This window comes from Janthinobacterium sp. FW305-128, assembly GCF_020858135.1.
Classification (GTDB): domain Bacteria; phylum Pseudomonadota; class Gammaproteobacteria; order Burkholderiales; family Burkholderiaceae_D; genus Janthinobacterium.
This window is the reverse complement of sequence record NZ_JACYMK010000001.1, coordinates 663,570-681,397: the sequence shown is the minus strand read 5'-3', so window position 1 is coordinate 681,397 and position 17,828 is coordinate 663,570. Positions and strand designations below refer to the sequence as shown.

The 17,828-nt window shown below is 54.5% G+C and carries 16 protein-coding genes; 4 read left to right on the top strand and 12 right to left on the bottom strand.

Annotated elements, in window-relative coordinates:
• The first annotated feature begins 142 nt into the window (after positions 1-142).
• The 4 genes from IGS60_RS03135 (at position 143) to IGS60_RS03120 (ending at position 4,844) form a co-directional block, all read left to right on the top strand.
• Positions 143-1,024: a sulfurtransferase gene (locus tag IGS60_RS03135; RefSeq protein ID WP_230502330.1), complete on the top strand. Its 882-nt coding sequence runs from the start codon at positions 143-145 to the stop codon at positions 1,022-1,024.
• 284 nt (positions 1,025-1,308) lie between these two features.
• Positions 1,309-2,268, top strand: coding sequence for an SDR family oxidoreductase (locus tag IGS60_RS03130; RefSeq protein WP_230502328.1), 960 nt, complete (start codon positions 1,309-1,311; stop codon positions 2,266-2,268).
• Entirely contained in the window at positions 2,252-2,812 is a 561-nt protein-coding gene (locus IGS60_RS03125) for a sugar transferase (protein ID WP_230502326.1), read from the top strand. Before IGS60_RS03130 ends, IGS60_RS03125 begins: the two co-directional genes overlap by 17 nt.
• A gap of 82 nt (positions 2,813-2,894) precedes the next feature.
• Complete coding sequence (locus tag IGS60_RS03120; protein WP_230502324.1) at positions 2,895-4,844, top strand: nucleoside-diphosphate sugar epimerase/dehydratase; 1,950 nt, start codon at positions 2,895-2,897, stop codon at positions 4,842-4,844.
• 116 nt (positions 4,845-4,960) lie between these two features.
• On the opposite strand, the gene IGS60_RS03115 is transcribed toward IGS60_RS03120, so the two are convergent.
• The 12 genes from IGS60_RS03115 to IGS60_RS03060 form a co-directional block, all read right to left on the bottom strand.
• The gene (locus IGS60_RS03115) at positions 4,961-5,896 is read right to left on the bottom strand and encodes a glycosyltransferase (protein ID WP_230502322.1); all 936 of its coding nucleotides are present in this window, start codon (positions 5,894-5,896) and stop codon (positions 4,961-4,963) included.
• 4 nt (positions 5,897-5,900) lie between these two features.
• Positions 5,901-6,293 (bottom strand): GtrA family protein, encoded by a 393-nt coding sequence (locus tag IGS60_RS03110; protein WP_230502320.1) that lies wholly within the window; start codon positions 6,291-6,293, stop codon positions 5,901-5,903.
• On the bottom strand, positions 6,290-7,231 hold the full coding sequence (locus IGS60_RS03105; RefSeq protein ID WP_230502318.1) for an NAD(P)-dependent oxidoreductase: 942 nt from the start codon (positions 7,229-7,231) through the stop codon (positions 6,290-6,292). The genes IGS60_RS03110 and IGS60_RS03105 overlap by 4 nt, the downstream gene beginning before the upstream one ends.
• Before the next feature lie 3 nt (positions 7,232-7,234).
• On the bottom strand, positions 7,235-8,152 hold the full coding sequence (locus IGS60_RS03100) for a transketolase family protein (RefSeq protein ID WP_230502316.1): 918 nt from the start codon (positions 8,150-8,152) through the stop codon (positions 7,235-7,237).
• Complete coding sequence (locus IGS60_RS03095) at positions 8,149-8,967, bottom strand: transketolase (RefSeq protein WP_230502313.1); 819 nt, start codon at positions 8,965-8,967, stop codon at positions 8,149-8,151. The genes IGS60_RS03100 and IGS60_RS03095 overlap by 4 nt, the downstream gene beginning before the upstream one ends.
• 12 nt (positions 8,968-8,979) lie before the next feature.
• Positions 8,980-10,308: a lipopolysaccharide biosynthesis protein RfbH gene (gene rfbH, locus IGS60_RS03090; RefSeq protein WP_152250489.1), complete on the bottom strand. Its 1,329-nt coding sequence runs from the start codon at positions 10,306-10,308 to the stop codon at positions 8,980-8,982.
• A gap of 31 nt (positions 10,309-10,339) precedes the next feature.
• The gene (rfbG, locus tag IGS60_RS03085) at positions 10,340-11,413 is read right to left on the bottom strand and encodes a CDP-glucose 4,6-dehydratase (protein WP_230502312.1); all 1,074 of its coding nucleotides are present in this window, start codon (positions 11,411-11,413) and stop codon (positions 10,340-10,342) included.
• Complete coding sequence (rfbF, locus tag IGS60_RS03080) at positions 11,410-12,183, bottom strand: glucose-1-phosphate cytidylyltransferase (protein ID WP_230502310.1); 774 nt, start codon at positions 12,181-12,183, stop codon at positions 11,410-11,412. Before rfbF ends, rfbG begins: the two co-directional genes overlap by 4 nt.
• A gap of 166 nt (positions 12,184-12,349) precedes the next feature.
• Entirely contained in the window at positions 12,350-14,746 is a 2,397-nt protein-coding gene (locus IGS60_RS03075; RefSeq protein ID WP_230502308.1) for a glycosyltransferase, read from the bottom strand.
• A 50-nt stretch (positions 14,747-14,796) separates the two neighbouring features.
• Positions 14,797-16,191: a glycosyltransferase family 4 protein gene (locus IGS60_RS03070; RefSeq protein WP_230502306.1), complete on the bottom strand. Its 1,395-nt coding sequence runs from the start codon at positions 16,189-16,191 to the stop codon at positions 14,797-14,799.
• Between the two features lie 124 nt (positions 16,192-16,315).
• Positions 16,316-17,410, bottom strand: a complete 1,095-nt coding sequence (locus tag IGS60_RS03065) for a DegT/DnrJ/EryC1/StrS aminotransferase family protein (protein ID WP_230502305.1) — start codon at positions 17,408-17,410, stop codon at positions 16,316-16,318.
• A complete protein-coding gene (locus IGS60_RS03060) occupies positions 17,407-17,823 on the bottom strand; it encodes an FdtA/QdtA family cupin domain-containing protein (RefSeq protein ID WP_230502303.1) in 417 nt (138 codons plus the stop codon). The genes IGS60_RS03065 and IGS60_RS03060 overlap by 4 nt, the downstream gene beginning before the upstream one ends.
• Between the last annotated feature and the right edge of the window lie 5 nt (positions 17,824-17,828).

Genomic DNA, 17,828 nt, shown 5'->3' with positions numbered 1-17,828 from the left:
GGGGCAGCTTTCCGGGAGTGCGTCGTGCAGGCCCTTTAAGCAGGCGACGTCTGCAGAAAGTCATGGCAGCCCGGCATCTGGATGTGACGCTGGTCGGGAGTTTATTTATAATGGTGCCTAGTAGATTATCTGGATGAATATCATGCAAACGAACACCGATTTAAGCTTGACTCAAAGCAAAAATTTCACTGACAGTTATATCAATATTGCCGCATATAAATTCATCACTCTGGATGATACCGAAGCCATGCGCTCCATATACCAGCAACAGACGCTGGCGCTGAGCCTCAAAGGTACGATCTTGCTGACCCCGGAGGGCATCAATATGTTTCTTTCCGGGACACGGGAAAATATTGACACCTTCCTCACTTGGGTCCGCAGCGACGCGCGTCTCACGGATTTGGAGTGGAAGGAAAGCATATCAGCTGAGCAGTCACACAAGCGCATGCTGGTTAAGCTGAAAAAGGAAATCATCACCATGCGCATGCCGCTGATCAAGCCGGAACTGGGCCGCGCCCCGTCCGTCGACGCGCACACGCTCAAGCGCTGGTTAGATGCCGGCGTCGACGATGCGGGCAAACCCGTGGTCATGATGGAAACGCGCAACGCGTTTGAAGTGGACGTGGGCACGTTCAACAACACGCTCGATTACCGCATCGACAAGTTCACGGAATTTCCGGCCGTCGCCGCCGCCCACAAGGACGAACTGGAAGGCAAGACCGTCGTCACCTTCTGCACGGGCGGCATCCGCTGCGAAAAGGCCGCCATCCACATGAAGGAAATCGGCTACGACAGCGTGTACCAGCTCGACGGCGGCATCCTGAAATATTTTGAAGAAGTGGGTGGCGAGCACTACACGGGCGACTGCTTCGTGTTCGACTACCGCACGGCCCTGAACCCGAAACTGGAACCGACGGAAACCGTGCAATGTTTTGTGTGCCGCGCCGTCGTCACGCCGCGCCAGCAGCTGGCGCCGGAATATGTGTATGAGGTATCTTGCCCGCATTGCTATCAAAAAAGCTAAACTCGGCGATACTCGCGCATGGCAAGGTCTTTATCGTCGTCAATGATTGCCCGCTGGAACAAAGCGTGATGGCCCTGGGCCCCAAGCGATGCGGGGTGCCCCGCCCAGGTGTGCATTGCCGGAGGCACCGTTACCCGTGATGTTGAAACGGACACAGTTCGGGTTCAAATGAGAAAATACTATCAAAAAATCATTGGTGGAGAAATGCGCTCCTGACACTTCACACCGAGCGCTTGGCAATGCCGCCAATACGCCATGCAGGTGCTATTCAACAAAGGTAAAAGATGATTTTGGTAACCGGTGGTACCGGCTTCGTGGGTTCCGCCGTCCTGGCCAGGCTGGCTGAGGATGGCGTCATACCCGTGCGTGCCGCGGTACGCAGCGCCGGTTCGCACATTCCGCCCGGCATTGACAAGATAGTGGTCGGTGCGCTGGCCCAGAACACGGACTGGCGCGCCGCCCTGACAGGCGTAAGCGCGCTCGTGCATTGTGCCGCGCGCGTCCACGTCATGGATGACAGCGCTGCAAACCCTCTCGAAGAATTCCGCCGGGTCAACGTGCAAGGGACGCTGGCATTAGCCGAGCAAGCGGCCGCAGCAGGAGTCAGGCGCTTTGTATTTATCAGCTCCATCAAGGTCAATGGCGAAATGACGGCAAAGAACAAGCCATTCACGGCTGATGATGCCCCCGCGCCGGTCGATGCCTATGGCGTGTCGAAAATGGAGGCCGAGCAAGGTCTGCGCGATCTGGAAAGCCAGAGCGGCATGCAAGTGGTAATCGTTCGTCCGCCATTGGTCTACGGCAAGGGTGTCAAAGCCAACTTCGCCGCCATGATGCAGTGGCTGGCGCGCGGCATTCCCCTGCCCCTGGGCGCAATTCATAACCGGCGCAGCCTGGTGGCACTCGACAACCTGGTGGACTTGATCGTCACCTGCGTGCGTCACCCGCAAGCAGCCGGCCAGACTTTTCTGGTATCCGATGGGCAAGATCCCTCCACCACGGAATTACTGCAGCGCATGGGCCGTGCCATGGGCCGCCCCGCGCGCCTGATCCCAGTGCCCGCCGCCTGCCTGACATTCGGCGCAAGCCTGCTCGGCAAGCGTGCTGTCGCGCAGCGCCTGTGCGGGTCGTTACAGGTCGATATCGACAAGACGCGCCGTTTGCTGGACTGGACACCTCCCTTGACACTGGATCAAGGTTTACAAAAAGCTGCGAAAGGAACTGTACGTGAAACGTGCGTTTGATCTCATGCTGGGATTGCTGGCCTCCTTGATCCTGTTCATCCCCGTCGTGCTCGTTGCGCTATTGGTCCGGCTTACCTCGCCAGGACCTGCCCTGTACTGGTCCGACCGCATAGGAAAGAACAACTCGATTTTCAAGATGCCCAAGTTTCGCAGCATGCGGGTAGGTACGCCGGCCGTGGCCACGCACCTGCTCGCCGACGCCCATTCGCACTTGACGCCAGTCGGCAACTTCTTGCGCAAGAGCAGCCTCGACGAACTGCCGCAGCTATGGAGCATCATCCGCGGCGACATGAGCTTTGTCGGTCCCCGTCCGGCGCTGTTCAACCAGGACGATCTGATCGCCTTGCGCACGCAATATGGCGTCGAAAAACTGCCGCCGGGCTTGACGGGTTGGGCGCAAGTCAATGGCCGTGATGAATTGCCGATTCCGGAAAAGGTCAAACTCGACGTGGAATACCTGCAGCGGCAATCGCTACCCTTCGATATCAAGATTATCGTACTTACCTTTCTGAAGGTCGTGCGCCGCGATGGCATTACCCATTAATATGCAGCGACAATACCGGGCCATCTGAGCGGCGCGCTAACGCATCAAGCTGTCATTCATTGAGCAATTATTCGCCCCACACATGAAAATATTCCTCGGCTTTTCCCGACTGCACAAGAAACTGCTGGCCGCTACGCTGGATCTGTTCTTCTTGCCGCTAACGTTTTTCCTGGCGATCGCCTTGCGCTACGATCTCCTCAACCGGGAGTTGCTCACGCAATACCTGTGGCTGATTATCGCCACGCCGCTGGTCTCGATCCCGATCTTCATCCGCCTTGGACTGTACCGTGCCGTCATCCGCTTCATCGACCAGAAGATCGTCTATGTCGTCATTCTCGGCGTGACTCTGTCCGTCGCGCTGCTAGTGGCAATGACGGCATTTGCCACGCATATGCAAGGCTATTCGCGCGGTGTCTTCGGCATTTACTGGGTCAGCGCCATCACCTATGTAGTGACCAGCCGCTTCCTGGCCAGGGGTATGTTGCTCAATGCCAACAAGGAAGCAGATGTCGTGCGTGTGGCCATTTATGGCGCCGGCAAGGCCGGCAGCCAGCTGGCGAATGCCCTGCGGGCGGGCCAGGAATACTTGCCGGTGGCGTTTATCGACGACATGAAGGAGTTACATGGTGCCACCATTTCCGGCATCAAGGTGTATGCGGCCACGGATCTACAGCAAGTCATCGAGAAAAACAGGATCACCGAGATTTTCCTCGCTATGCCATCGCTCAACAAGGGCAAGCAGAAGCATATCCTGCACATCGTTGAAAACCACAAGGTCAAGGTCAAAGTGGCGCCACCGGTGGAAAGTTTGCTCAACGGCGAGTTGCGCATGCAGGACGTGCGCGACATCGAAATCGACGATTTGCTGGGACGCGACAAGGTCACGCCGGACCCGGCCCTGATCGCCCGCTGCATTACGGGAAAAAGCGTGATGGTGACGGGTGCCGGCGGTTCCATTGGTTCCGAATTGTGTCGCCAGATTATCAAGCTGCGACCAGCACGCCTGATTCTGCTGGAAATGTCCGAGTTTGCCCTGTATTCGATCAAACAGGAACTCAAGGACATCAAGCTGCTCCAAGACTCGGATGTCGAACTGCTGCCATTCCTCGGCAGTGTGCTCGACACGGAAAAATGCAAAGGCATCCTGGCCACCTTCCAGGTCGAAACCCTATACCACGCCGCGGCCTATAAACACGTGCCGTTGGTGGAATTCAATCCCATTGACGGAGTGCGCAACAATGTCTTCGGCACGCTCAGCATTGCTCAGGCGGCCATGGCGGCGGGCGTCAGGAACTTCGTGCTGATCTCCACGGACAAGGCGGTACGCCCCACCAACGTGATGGGCACCACCAAGCGCCTGGCCGAGCTGATCCTGCAGGCGTTTGCGCGCGAACAGACCAACACGCGTTTTTGCATGGTGCGCTTTGGCAACGTACTGGGCTCGTCGGGTTCCGTCGTGCCCCTGTTCCGCAAGCAAATCGAAGCGGGCGGCCCGATCACTCTGACCCACCCCGAAATCACGCGCTATTTCATGACCATCCCCGAAGCGGCGCAGCTAGTGCTGCAGGCCGGCGCCATGGGAGAAGGCGGCGACGTCTTCGTGCTCGACATGGGTGACCCGGTCAAGATCATGGACCTGGCCATCCGCATGATCCATCTGAGCGGCCTGGAAGTACGCAGCAAAACGGCGCCGGATGGCATCGAGATCGAGCATGTCGGCTTGCGCTCGGGTGAAAAACTGTATGAGGAATTACTGATTGGCAACAACGTGGAAGGCACGGAACACCCGCTGATCATGCGCGCGCAAGAGGCGGAAATCCCGTGGTCCGAACTGCGCACTATCCTCAGCAACATGCAACGCGCCTGTACGGACTTCAATTACGAAGAACTCCGCGCCCTGCTGCTGCTGGCGGTGCAGGAATATGCGCCACAGTGCGGGATTGAGGACTTGATCTGGAGTAAAAAAAATCAGCTTGCGGAAGCGCAGGGGGAGATCAAGGTGGTGGAGAATCCCCGATATCAACTACGCTAGGAAAAGGCATCCGGCACGCTGAGCGGCGTGCCGGATGCCCTTCAAGAGGAGAGGGTGAAGCATGACCTGCGCCGCCCTGGCGCACACCGCGCTGCCAGGATGACGGGTACAGGACGCTAGAAGTTCACGCGCTCCAGTTCCACCACCAGCGGCATCTTGCGCACCTGCGTATGGATGGAGCCAATATATTCCCCCAGCACGCCAATGAAGAAAGCCTGGATGGCGCCAAAGAAGAAAATGCCGATCAGGATGGGCGCAGTCCCCAGCTGGAAAGAATCCCAGAACAGCAGCTTGGCGACAAAGAACATGAATGCCACCAGCAAGCTCAGAAATGCGAGAAAGAACCCGCTCATTGCCATCAGGCGCAGCGGTACCTTGGAATGGTTGGTAATCCCCAGCATGCCGATGTCATACAGGGTATAGAAGTTGTTCTTTGTCACACCGCGCTGACGCCGCGGTTGCTTGAAGGGTACCGTAGCGATGGGAAACCCAATCTCGCACAACAAGCCCCGAAAATAAGGATAGGGATCATCGATAGTTCGCAGGATATCGATGACAGCACGATCGAACAAACCTGCTCCAGTCGCATTCTGGACCAGTGCCACTTCCGAAATTTTCGTGATCAGGCGGTAATAGGATTTACGTAAAAAGAACATAACGGAGGATTCTTCGCTCTCCGGTTTCACTGCCAACACCGTCTTGAAACCCTCTTCCCACTTTTTCACAAACTCAAGAATCATTTCCGGCGGATCTTGCAGATCTGATGCAATCAACACACAAGCATCTCCATTGGACTGTTGAATCGCATAATATGGAGACTTGATATGTCCGAAATTACGCGCATTGACAATCAACTTGACGCGCTTATCTTGTGCAGCCAATTCCTTGATGCGTTTAACAGTACCATCGGTCGATGCATTATCAATGCAAATATGCTCGTAATCGTACGGCAAAGTTGCCATAACTGCCGCAATGCGCTGGTATAGCTCATCAATATTCTCTTCCTCGTTATAACAAGGAGTGACAATACTGATCATCTTCTTTTCCGACATTCCATCAATCCTTTTTATAAACCCAATGATTCATTAACAGCCAGCTCAATCCAACACTAACCGGAATACAAATAATCTGCCCTACATATGGACTCAGCGAGCAATACTTTGTCAACGCGGAGAGCAGCGCCGCATTGATGGCGTAAATAATAGCGTACGCAGCGACAAACTTGGCAAATATGCGCCATTGAACTTCTGTTTGAAAGACCAGACGTCCAAAGCTGAAATAATTAAAAATCACGCCGGCAATGGTCGCCAGCATCAGCGCAACCAGATATTGCACCGATAACCATAACAGCCCGGAGAAAACTGCATAGCCAAAAAGTGTGTTGAGTACCCCCGTCACCAGGAAGCGCACTACTTTGGGGTCGCGCCATTTCACGACGCCAGAGCTCACGCCACGCCCCCGGACATATCCAGCGCCGCGCGCATCTCCATGAGCACGCCTTCCAATGAGGTCAGCTGTGGCTGATAAGCAAACTGTGCCGCTCGTCTGTTACGCGAATAATAATGCGCCTTGCTACCCGTCGCATTGATACTGAATGCCGCCTGCGTCACCTCGTAACGCAAGCCGAAGGCCTCATGTAACGCTGTCAGCAATTGAGACTTGTCAACCGGTGCCAGCGTATAGCAATCGACGGCGTCATTCGTCAACGGTGCGCTGAGCAAAGCCTGTACCAACCGATAAAAGTCGGCTGGATGCAGGTAGTCGCGCACCATATAATCTGACTTGGTCAGCAATACACTGCGATCACGAATCGCGCGCAGCATGTCGCTAATCAGGAACCTCGCCGACATATCCTGCGTCCGGCTGAAGTAATTGAATACCCGGATATCAATAATAGGCAACGATGGCTGGGCACGATGGCAACATTCTGCGTACAACTTGGCCATGCCATACCAATCCTGCGGTTGCAGATGATTGATCGGTACGCGTGCCATCACGTCGTCGTCTGCTGGCTGAGCGAACACATCACCATATGCTGCCCCGCTGCTCAGAAAGAGATACCTGCACGTGGAATGCTTGCGTACATAAGCGAGTGCCAGTTGGTCATAGGTTTGCGTAACGTCAAGAATGGACGCCCCCATGGCTGCCGCCTGTGCAGGATTTCCTACGCCAACAAAATTAAGCAGCGCATCAAAATGTAAATCGGTATTGAATGCGGAAAAATCGGCAACGGCATAGCGCCGCGGGAGGCCGACCGCAGCAAGCCACTGCAGTACGACATCCGGTCGCCGTGCATACAACACCAGTTCATCATCGCTGTGTTCGGCAAAGGAGCGAACCAAATCCTGTGCAATCTGGCTCGTTGCTCCTAGAATCGCAATTTTCATTACTTAATCCGCAGCAAGATAGGCATGAATACGTTGTTCAATCGATGCACGATCCAAGCCATGCTCTTTCAACAAATACTCATAGGTACCGCAATGGTGCGAAAAGCGATCATTGACGCCAATACGCAGTACGCGCACAGGTGCCAGCTCTGCGGAGATTTCCGCAATTACCGACCCCAAACCACCCAGGACCGAATGTTCTTCCAGCACGATCACCGTGCTGTAGCGACGGCAGATTTCGGTGACCTGCTCGGTATCAATCGGCTTGATGAATGGGGCACTCCAAACCGCCGCATCAGGATAAGACGCAGCCGCGATATCGGTTGCGGTACGCAACAAGGCACCGGTAGCGATAAACGCGACATTGTCCGAGCAACCAGGGCGTACGGGCAGCAGTGCGCCCACTTTCGCTTGCACGGCATGAGCATGCACGTCGCCACGGTCGGATTTCCCCATGCGCAAATACACAGGCAGCTTGGATTCGTAAGCGTTATCCATGCATAAAGAAACTTCGAAGCGATCTGCTGGCGAGTACACAGCTAGGTCGGGAATAGCACGCGTACACGCGACATCCTCGGTCGACTGATGGCTGGTACCCAGATGACTGTACACAAAACCGGCTCCATCACCGATAAAAATAACCGGTAGCTGATCGTGCGCAACATCCAGCTTGATCTGCTCGACCACGCGCACCGGAATGAAGGCGCTCAAGCCATACACAAAGGGCCTGAAACCGGCGCGGGCCAGGCCGGCTGCCATGCCAACCATATTTTGCTCTGCAATGCCCGCATTAATGTACTGAGCCGGACACGCCTTGCGAAAATCATCAAACAAGGCATAGCCATGATCGCCCGTCAGCAACAAGACATTCGGGTCGGCCTTCGCAATACGTACAAGCGCCTCTGAAAAAGCGGCCCTCATTCTGCCACTCCCGTTACGGCAGCAACGGCGGCTGCGTGAGTTTCTGCATTGAGCCGCGTGTAGTGCCACATATTATTATGTTCCATAAACGGTACACCCTTGCCTTTGACTGTTTTCGCAATAAGCGCCTTTGGCGCAGGCGAAGCACTTGCCCAGAGTTGGGCAACAGCCTCTGCAATTGCCTTCTCGTCGTGGCCGTCTATTGTTAATGTTTCAAAACCGAAACTTTTAAATTTTGCATCCAGTGAGCCTAGCTTGAGTACTTCTTCCGTCGTGCCCATCGCTTGAAAACCGTTTTCATCGATGATCAACATAAAGTTTTTCAACTCATGATGCGCGGCGAACATGGCCCCTTCCCAAATCGGTCCTTCGTTCAATTCCCCGTCACCAACCAAGGCATAAACCTTTTGATCCGTGGCGCGTAACTTGGCCCCCATCGCCAAGCCCACACCCACGGAAAAACCATGGCCCAGCGAGCCCGATGTCACTTCCAGTCCGGCAATGCGCGAATCGGACAGACCTTTCAATTCACTGCCATCGGCAAAATAGCCGGTAAAAGCGGACTCTTCCAACCAACCCAGTTCGCGCATACAGGCATATTGCGCCATTACACCGTGTCCCTTGCTAAGCACAAGGTAATCACGTCCTGGAGAGCGCGGATTATTCCCCGGATAACGCAGGAAATCCCGGTACAACACTGCGAGAATATCAACGATGGAAAAAGCACAGCCGATATGCACCGTGGCACCAGCATGGGCCATGTCCAGCACCGTCTTGCGCAGGACTCTGGCATCAAAAGATTTGGGAGGGGACATTGTCATATCCGATTAGAAATTTACACCGAAGAATTCTTCCAATTTACCAACCGTGAAATCCAGCATTTCACGCGTCAGGCCAGGGAACACGCCGATCCAGAACGTATCGTGCATGACACGGTCGGTATTGGTCAGCTCGCCCGACACGCGGAAATTACGGCCGATCATGTACGGCTGGCGCGTCAGGTTACCGGCGAACAGCAGGCGGGTACCGATCTTGTGCTGGTCCAGGTAGGTCAGCAAGTCGACACGGCTGACGTTCGCTTCCGGCTTCAAGGTCAAAGGGAAACCAAACCACGATGGATCCGAGTTCTCAGTCGCCTCAGGCAAGATCATGAATTCCGCACAGGATTGCAGGCGGTCCTTCAGGTAAGCAAAGTTATCCTTGCGTGCCTGAACGAAGCCAGCCGCGCGGTCGAGCTGCGCCACGCCACAGGCTGCCTGCATGTCGGTAATCTTGAGGTTGTAGCCCAGGTGCGAATAGGTGTACTTGTGATCGTAGCCTTCCGGCAGGGTGCCCAGCTTGCAGCAGAAACGCTGGCCGCAGGTATTGTCCTTGCCCGGCGCGCAGTAGCAGTCGCGCCCCCAGTCGCGGAACGATTCGGCGATCGTCTTGAGGTCGGGATCGTTCATGAACACGGCGCCGCCCTCACCCATGGTGATGTGATGGGCAGGATAGAAACTCATGGTGCCAATGTCGCCGAAGGTGCCGACCATCTGGCCGTTATAGGTCGAACCGAGGGCATCGCAGCAATCCTCGATCAGCCACAGCTTGTACTTCTTGCACAGCGCGACAATGACTTCCAGATTGTACGGATTACCCAGCGTATGCGCCAGCATGATGGCCTTGGTCTTCGGCGTAATGGCCGCCTCGATCAAGGAGGCATCAATATTGTAGGTACCCAGTTCGACGTCCACGAACACGGGCACGGCGCCAAACTGCAGGATCGGGTTGACGGTCGTCGGGAAGCCCGCCGCCACGCCGATGACTTCGTCGCCTGGCTGGATCGCGCGCGCGCCCAGTTTTGGCGAGGTCAGCGTGTTGAACGCCACCAGGTTCGCCGACGAACCGGAGTTGACGGTGATCAGGAATTCCACACCGATCAGCTTTGCCAGGCGCTTCTCGAACTCATCGTTGAAACGGCCAGTGGTCAGCCAGGCATCCAGCGAAGCATCGACCATCATCTGCATTTCTTCAGCACCCACAACTTTGCCGGCGGGGGGAACAACGGTGACACCTGGCTCGAATGGACGCGGGGCACTGGCCAGCGCACCATATTGGGCGACGAGGGCACTGATTTGTTCGCGGAGTTGTTCTTTGGTTTGTTGTGGAGCTGTCATGATAATAACCTTGCTTATATATTGATAATTATTAATTATTGATGTTCTGGTACGACTGGATCTGCGCCATGGTCAGGCTGCGCACGTCTGCACCGGCCTGCCGCTGCTTCGACCATTCAATGATCATTTGCAATGCCGCTTCCAGGCGCAGGGCTGGCTGCCAGCCAAGACGCGCACGGACTTTCGAAATGTCCAGCTTCAGATACGTCGCCTCATGCGGATGCTCGCCGCCGTCATTTTGCCACACCGCGCCTTCGCCCCATAAAGCGCTCATCTTCTCGACGATCCAGCCGACCGGCTTGGCATCATCCTCGTTCGGACCGAAGTTCCATCCCTCGGCGAATGCGGCACCATCCTGGTACAGGCGTTCGGCCAGCGTCAGGTAGCCGCGCAACGGTTCCAGCACGTGCTGCCATGGGCGCACGGAATTCGGATTGCGAATATTGACAGTGCGGCCTTGCTCGAAAGCGGACAGAATATCGGGAATCAAACGGTCCAGCGCCCAGTCACCGCCACCGATGACATTACCGGCGCGCACGGTCGCCAGCGCAACGCCATGCTTGTCGTATTGCAGCGCATTGAAATACGAGGAGCGGTAGGCGGACGTCACCAGCTCGGCACATCCCTTGCTGCTGCTGTAGGGATCATAGCCGCCCATCGGCTCGTTTTCGCGGTAAGCCCAGACCCATTCGCGGTTTTCATAACACTTGTCGGTGGTGATGTTCACCACCGCCTTGATGCCTGGCGACATGCGCACGGCTTCCAGCAAATTGACCGTTCCCATGACGTTGGTGGCATAGGTTTCGACCGGCTCGGCATAGGAATAGCGCACCAGCGGCTGCGCCGCCATGTGGAACACGATTTCCGGACGATGCTCGGCAAATACTGCCTGCAAGGCAGTCAGGTCGCGGATATCGCCGATCACGCTGATCATGCCTTCGGCGACACGCGCCTCTTCGAACAGGCTCGGCTGGGTAGGCGGCGCCAGCGCATAGCCCACCACGTTGGCCCCCATCGATTGCAGCCAGAGCGACATCCAGCTGCCTTTGAAGCCGGTATGGCCCGTCAGCAGCACGCGCTTACCGCGCCAGAAATCCGCATTCATTTTTTCACCTTCCAGGGCGCCTCGCCAGACTGCCACAATTCTTCCAGATACATCTTGTCGCGCAAGGTATCCATCGGCTGCCAGAAACCATGATGCTGGTATGCGGCCAGATTGCCTTCGTCGGCCAGGCGCTCAAGCGGTTCGCGTTCCCAAAGGGTCTTGTCTCCCTCGATATAGTCGAGTACTGACGGTGACAGCACGAAGAAACCGCCATTGATCATCGCGCCATCGCCCTTCGGCTTTTCCATGAAGCTGTTGACCTTGCTGCCGCAGATATCCAGCGCACCGAAGCGCCCTGGCGGCACGGTGGCCGTCAGCGTCGCCTTGACCTTTTGCGCTTTATGGAAAGCGATCAGTTCACTAATATTGACATCGCTGACGCCATCGCCGTACGTCAGGCAGAAAGCTTCCTCGTTCTTCACATAGTCCGCCACGCGCTTCAGGCGGCCGCCAGTCATGGTTTCTTCGCCCGTGTCGACCAGAGTCACCTTCCACGGTTCCGCATAACGCTGATGCACTTCCATCTTGTTATGTTCCATGTCAAACGTCACATCCGACATATGCAGAAAGTAATTCGCAAAATATTCCTTGATCACGTAACCCTTGTAGCCGCAGCAGATCACGAATTCATTCACGCCATGGGCGGAATAGGTTTGCATGATGTGCCAAAGAATCGGCTTGCCGCCGATTTCTACCATAGGCTTAGGACGCACCGAGGTTTCTTCACTGATCCGGGTACCGAGGCCTCCGGCGAGAATCACAGCTTTCATAATGACTCCTACTATTCTTCAAATAATAAAATATAACTAACCATGCCAAGAAATTTGGCGACATTCTACATGCATATGCATTCGATTCCAGATAGCCAACATCGTAATCGCTCAGTCTTCTAACTGCGCCACCAGGGCAGCGCAGTACAGCGCAGTAAGCAGATTTCTACGCAGCAGATTGAATGGAAATGCTCTTCACATTTTCCGTGCTACGCCACACACTATATTTCGGCACGTGCTTCATCTCGTCGTTCAGCGCATACAGGCTAGCTCCGATAAAGCCCAGCAGGGAAATAACCAGGCCACCGAGGAAATACAGGGAAGTGATCAGGGTGGCCGCCCCCGAAAACGACACACCATCGAACAACATCTGCCATAACAGCACGATGCCGCAGAGGAATGCAATAATCGCCGTCAACATGCCACCAGCAGCAGCGAGCAGCATGGGCTTAGGGATGGCAGTACCTGACGTTCCCGCAGACTGTGCCATATCGCCCGCTGTCAGTTTCAGCGTCCCCGCCTTGCCGAGATCAATGCTGGCAGCCGCAACTCCCCTTTTTTCCAATTGTTTGTCCAAAGCGGGCAGTTGCCACATCAGCCGCCCCGATCTGTGCAGGGACTGACGCGCAATGATGCTAAAGCCGTTTGCATGCACGGTTTCCGCCAGATGGCCGAACAGCTGTTGCGCAATCCATGCTTTGCAACGCAGAAACAGCGAATCCTGCTGTACCTTAACCCTGCCTATGACGATGTCATACCCCTCGCACGCCTTGGCATACAGACGAGGAATGTCTTCCGGCCGGTCGTTCAAGTCTCCACTCATCAGTACGACCCAGTTGCCACGGCTATAATCGAAACCAGCCTTGTATACGGAGGATGCCCGCAGACTATGGCTCAACTGCAAACCCACGACACGCGCATCCACTTCTGCCAACTGTTCGATGATGGGCCAGCAACGTTGCCCGCCTGAGACATCCACCAGCAGTATCTCAATATTGCTGCTTAGCGGCGTCAACGCAGCGACGAGGCGTGCATAGAATTTTTCGAGCGGACACTCGTCATGCGTCACGGCGACAACCACTGAGAGCAATGGTCTTTCTTCCACAGCACCAACCGTCAACGGGGCGCTGTGTGCTGTAACAGCATCCGGCGCAGGTACGGATTTCACGGCGGCATTACCGGTCGGCGCCGTGCCACCGTCTTCCAGTTCGGCTCCAGGATGGCGCATTCCCCATGCTAGGCATGAGAGTCCAATGGTAGAAAACAGCGCGAAAATCTTTATGACAAAGAAATACCTTGTTTCCAGATGCACTAGGGACAAGACAACGGCAAAACAGGAGTAAAACGCGCCGCATATCCACCCATAGAGCAAGAAGTTACGGTGCCGGCGCACCATCCATAACAAGGGAAGCGTGGCCAGTACGCACAGCAAATAGAAAAAGTTAGTTGTATTCTCCATGAAAGAACTGATTCTTATCACGCCGCCCAAATCGGCAAGCGAGGAAAACCAGTAATCTCCCAGTAAGGAAATTTTCCGGCCAAACCACTGGCGTGGATGCTTGATGAGGGCCTGATAGAAACCGTCCTTGCCCGGATTACCGCAATAACTTGGCTCGACATTGCACGCGATATTCCCGCCGCCATTGATAACCCATTCACCGCCGACGTCTAGCAATTCCTTGTTTGTCTTGCTCGCATTGATGTAAATCAGCTGGGAAGTTTGCACCCATGACATATTCACGAGGTAGGGATCGAAATAGTTTTTTACGCGCCATGGCAGCATGCTCAGATTGGCGGTGATCATGGCCACCGCGACGAGTGCCAGCATCCATTTAATGTGTGAGCGATGCTCTGCAGCCTGCTCCTTTTTGAGCAACAAACAGCACAAGAGTATTGCCAGACACACGCCGGCGGCGCTCAGCACAACCACGATCAACTCGAATTGCGAACGGAAGTAAGCCGAAAGAGCCAGCAGCAAACCGGCACCGATAGCCACCCAGATCGAACGCAGGCGCAACGCCAGTGGCAGCAGCAGCAGCGCCGTTAGGAAAAAAATGATTGCAAAGCTTTCGCCAAGTATCAACCCGTTCGGCTGCAGCAAAAAGAAGCGTGGCAGCGGAAAAGCAAATGGCAGTAGCGGCAGCAACGTAGCGATGGCAGGACTAACCAGCAGCATCAAATGCTTGCGCAAAATGAAAAGCATAAAGGCCCCCATCAGAGAGGCAAGTATCAGCAACACGAAAATAACCGGCGCATTGACTCCAAATAACTTCAGAATCATGCCCTCCAGAAACATGAAGCCTGGTGGCCATAACCGGATCAACCACATATTTGGTTCGGTGATCATGCCAAATTGATAGAAATTCATGGCTCCCATAGCAAAGCTCTTGGGATCGCCCATTGAGGTACCAGTCTGCGGATGCACAAACTCGGCCATCGTCGCCCACAGGCTCGGCTGACTTGCCACATCGCGGACCAACCAGCCTAATGATAAAAGCACGAGAAAATAGAGAAAAAACCACATCCCATTTCTGTCATCCAGCTTTACTTTCTTATGATTCATTTTATTTTCTAATAAATTATTACTGCATCAACATGGCTGGCCTAGCGTAACTATGGCTGCAATATCGCGCGTAGTTTCCTGGCCATTCGATATGCCAGACGCGCGACCATCCTTTTCAAACTCAGCTGTCTCTCCATCCAGAAACCTCGCTCATCCATTGCGGCGATGAATGGGGACCAGGCACTTGCAGCCAAAGGTTGTGCGATGGCGATGCCGTGCAAGGCATCGTGCAAGACCTGATGCCGATGAAACACCTGATAGTGCAGGCGCGCCATGGCCGCCTGCTGCTGCAACGTGGCCGTATCCAGACCACGGCAATAGCTCAGCAACGCCTCCGGATCACGCCAGCTAAAAGCCTGCGGGTATGCCAGTTCAATACAGCTCAATATTCTTGAACTGATGTGCCTATGCAATGCCACAGGAATGCCAGCCCCCATGGCCTCGATCAGAGTCAGGCCACCGCCATAGGGAAACGACGCAATATACAGGTCCACCTGATACTCCTGCAGCGTTCGCCACACGCTTGCCACCCACGGCAAGTAGATAAACCGATCCGCTGCGATACCATATTGCTTCAAGCCGCGACGTATGCGCGCCAGAGCCCACCACGACAACCGGCCAATGTGCACGTGCCGTCCGCCTCCCGCTAGAATGATGCGTGGCACCATATCAAGATAACTGACAAAATATGGAATCTCGACCTTGTTAGATTTTGCTGCTGTGCAAGTGGTCAGCCCCCCGGCATGCAGGAATACGCGGTCTTCCGCAATACCATGCTTGTCATCGACCGTGAGCGGCACATATACATTATCAATACCCAGCACTGAACGGCAATGGTGGTAGCCCATCGGATGCGGATCAATATGCTGCAGATTAGGCAAGAAAACCCCCAGGCACAAATGGTGATCGCCATGGTGATAAAAGACTGCGTCAAGCCCCATCGCCGGCTGGATAGCTGCCACGGCAACACTATCTTGATGGTGGTTGAACAAATAGACCTTATGTGGGCGCACAGATAACAGACCATGCTGCAACCAGTTCAGACGCGCCAGATAATCGCCTTTCGGCCCACGCTCAAACGAAACATTATTATTTTTGCAAATATTTTGCGTGATATAGTCCGTATCCGAATGACCATCCAACTCAGTCGACCAGATCATATGACGCGCATCAGGGCGGGCGCGAATGAAATCTTCGATGACTCGCGTATGCCCTCCCGACTTCTGCACCTTGCTTACTATGTAAACACACAGCCCCTCGCAGACCGGAGCACGCGCCGTCGATGCTGCCAAGCTAGCCAGGTTAAGTTGACCGATTTGCTGGCACAAAGCATCAAGGATTTCAGAGCCGAATACCTCGGAGGTACACAAGGGCTCCGTGATGATACGCTCGACAAAATCATGAATCAGGCGCAATGCCTGATCCAATTTACCGAGCTCGATCAATTGTATGGTAGCAGTACGCAACGCATACACGGAATCGTACCGAACCCTCATTGCTTGCCTACGTTAGTTGAGCACGCAAACGATGAAACGGAGCACGCGCGACAGGCGCGAGGGTCAACAAACATCAGCGAAAACTCAGTACGGACTGAATCACGTGATCGATATCGCCTTGATCGAGAAGCGGAGACATTGGCAAACTCAACAGTTCACCGGCTTGGCTGGCGGCGATAGGCAGAGAGAAATCCTTATATTCCGGATAACAAGCCTGCAGGTGCGGTGGCGTAGGATAGTGAATCACCGTGGAGACACCGGCACGCTCCAGATGCGCTTTGAGCGCGTCGCGCTGTTTGCTACGGATCACATAAAGATGCCAGACAGACTCGATATCCGCGCCAACGACCGGCAGTACCACGTCGGCCTGCGCCAGGCCGGCCGTGTACAGCGCAGCGATTTCGCGACGACGGGCATTTCCCGCATCAAGCAGGGGTAACTTCACGCGCAGGAAAGCAGCCTGCAATTCATCCAACCGGGTATTGAAGCCAGCCACGTCGTGCTGGTACTTGACTGTGGAACCATAATTCCGCAACTGGCGCACGCGCGCCGCAACGGAATCGTCACTGGTTAAAACTGCGCCACCATCGCCCAGCGCTCCCAAGTTCTTCCCGGGATAGAAACTGGTCGCTGCAGCGTCCGCCAATGCCCCGGCGCAACGCCCCTTATAACGGGCACCTTGCGACTGGGCAGCATCTTCAATAACCTTCAAGCCATGTTTTTTTGCCAACTCATTAATAGGGTCCATGTCGGCAGGTTGCCCGTACAAGTGAACCGGCATAATGGCGCGGGTACGCGTGGTAATCGCTGCAGCGAGCAATGCCGGATCAAGATTGTAGGTATCACTGCAAGGCTCGACAGGCACCGGTATCGCTCCGCACTGGCTAACCGCCAGCCATGTTGCGATAAATGTATTGGAAGGCACAATGACTTCATCGCCAGGGCCAATATCATAGGCCCGCAGCAACAGATGCAAGGCTTCCAGGCCATTGCCTACCCCGATACAGTGCTTGGCCCCCGAATAGGCGGCGAATTCCGCCTCAAATGCCTCCAGTTCTGGTCCCATGATAAACCAGCCGGAATCGGTAACACGGCGATAAGCGGCGTCTAGGTCATCACGGATCGACTGATGCATGCGTCCGATATCAAGAAACGGGACTTTTCTCATGGGGCTTCCTTATTTACATCTTTTTTAAATTCTGCATATTCTCGATAATAATCCTCTTCTTCATAATAGTCTGATGCCAAAACCATGCAGACAGCGCCAGAAGAAAAATTATCAATTTCACGCCAGATCATTGGACATACATACAAACCATAATAACTGCGGTTCATATGCACCACTTTTTTTGAATGACCATCATCCAGATGAATGTCAAATGAACCAGACATCGCAATAATTAACTGATGTAGTTTTTTATGTGCATGCCCACCTCTCTCCGCCCCACCCGGCACATCGTACAAATAATACACCCTTCGAATATCGAAGGGAATGTGACGACCAGACTCGACAAAAGTCAAATTACCTCGACGATCATTGATTTTTGGCAAATCAACAAGCTGACATATATCAATATTCATTTTAC

What these genes read in the sequence shown, in the direction of transcription:
- IGS60_RS03115 (WP_230502322.1), bottom strand. Translation starts at nt 5,896, where the DNA reads ATGTCGGAAAAGAAGATGATCAGTATTGTCACTCCTTGTTATAACGAG.
- IGS60_RS03095 (WP_230502313.1), bottom strand. Translation starts at nt 8,967, where the DNA reads ATGTCCCCTCCCAAATCTTTTGATGCCAGAGTCCTGCGCAAGACGGTG.
- IGS60_RS03100 (WP_230502316.1), bottom strand. Translation starts at nt 8,152, where the DNA reads ATGAGGGCCGCTTTTTCAGAGGCGCTTGTACGTATTGCGAAGGCCGAC.
- IGS60_RS03075 (WP_230502308.1), bottom strand. Translation starts at nt 14,746, where the DNA reads ATGAATCATAAGAAAGTAAAGCTGGATGACAGAAATGGGATGTGGTTT.
- rfbF (WP_230502310.1), bottom strand. Translation starts at nt 12,183, where the DNA reads ATGAAAGCTGTGATTCTCGCCGGAGGCCTCGGTACCCGGATCAGTGAA.
- rfbH (WP_152250489.1), bottom strand. Translation starts at nt 10,308, where the DNA reads ATGACAGCTCCACAACAAACCAAAGAACAACTCCGCGAACAAATCAGT.
- rfbG (WP_230502312.1), bottom strand. Translation starts at nt 11,413, where the DNA reads ATGAATGCGGATTTCTGGCGCGGTAAGCGCGTGCTGCTGACGGGCCAT.
- IGS60_RS03065 (WP_230502305.1), bottom strand. Translation starts at nt 17,410, where the DNA reads ATGAGAAAAGTCCCGTTTCTTGATATCGGACGCATGCATCAGTCGATC.
- IGS60_RS03135 (WP_230502330.1), top strand. Translation starts at nt 143, where the DNA reads ATGCAAACGAACACCGATTTAAGCTTGACTCAAAGCAAAAATTTCACT.
- IGS60_RS03060 (WP_230502303.1), bottom strand. Translation starts at nt 17,823, where the DNA reads ATGAATATTGATATATGTCAGCTTGTTGATTTGCCAAAAATCAATGAT.
- IGS60_RS03105 (WP_230502318.1), bottom strand. Translation starts at nt 7,231, where the DNA reads ATGAAAATTGCGATTCTAGGAGCAACGAGCCAGATTGCACAGGATTTG.
- IGS60_RS03120 (WP_230502324.1), top strand. Translation starts at nt 2,895, where the DNA reads ATGAAAATATTCCTCGGCTTTTCCCGACTGCACAAGAAACTGCTGGCC.
- IGS60_RS03130 (WP_230502328.1), top strand. Translation starts at nt 1,309, where the DNA reads ATGATTTTGGTAACCGGTGGTACCGGCTTCGTGGGTTCCGCCGTCCTG.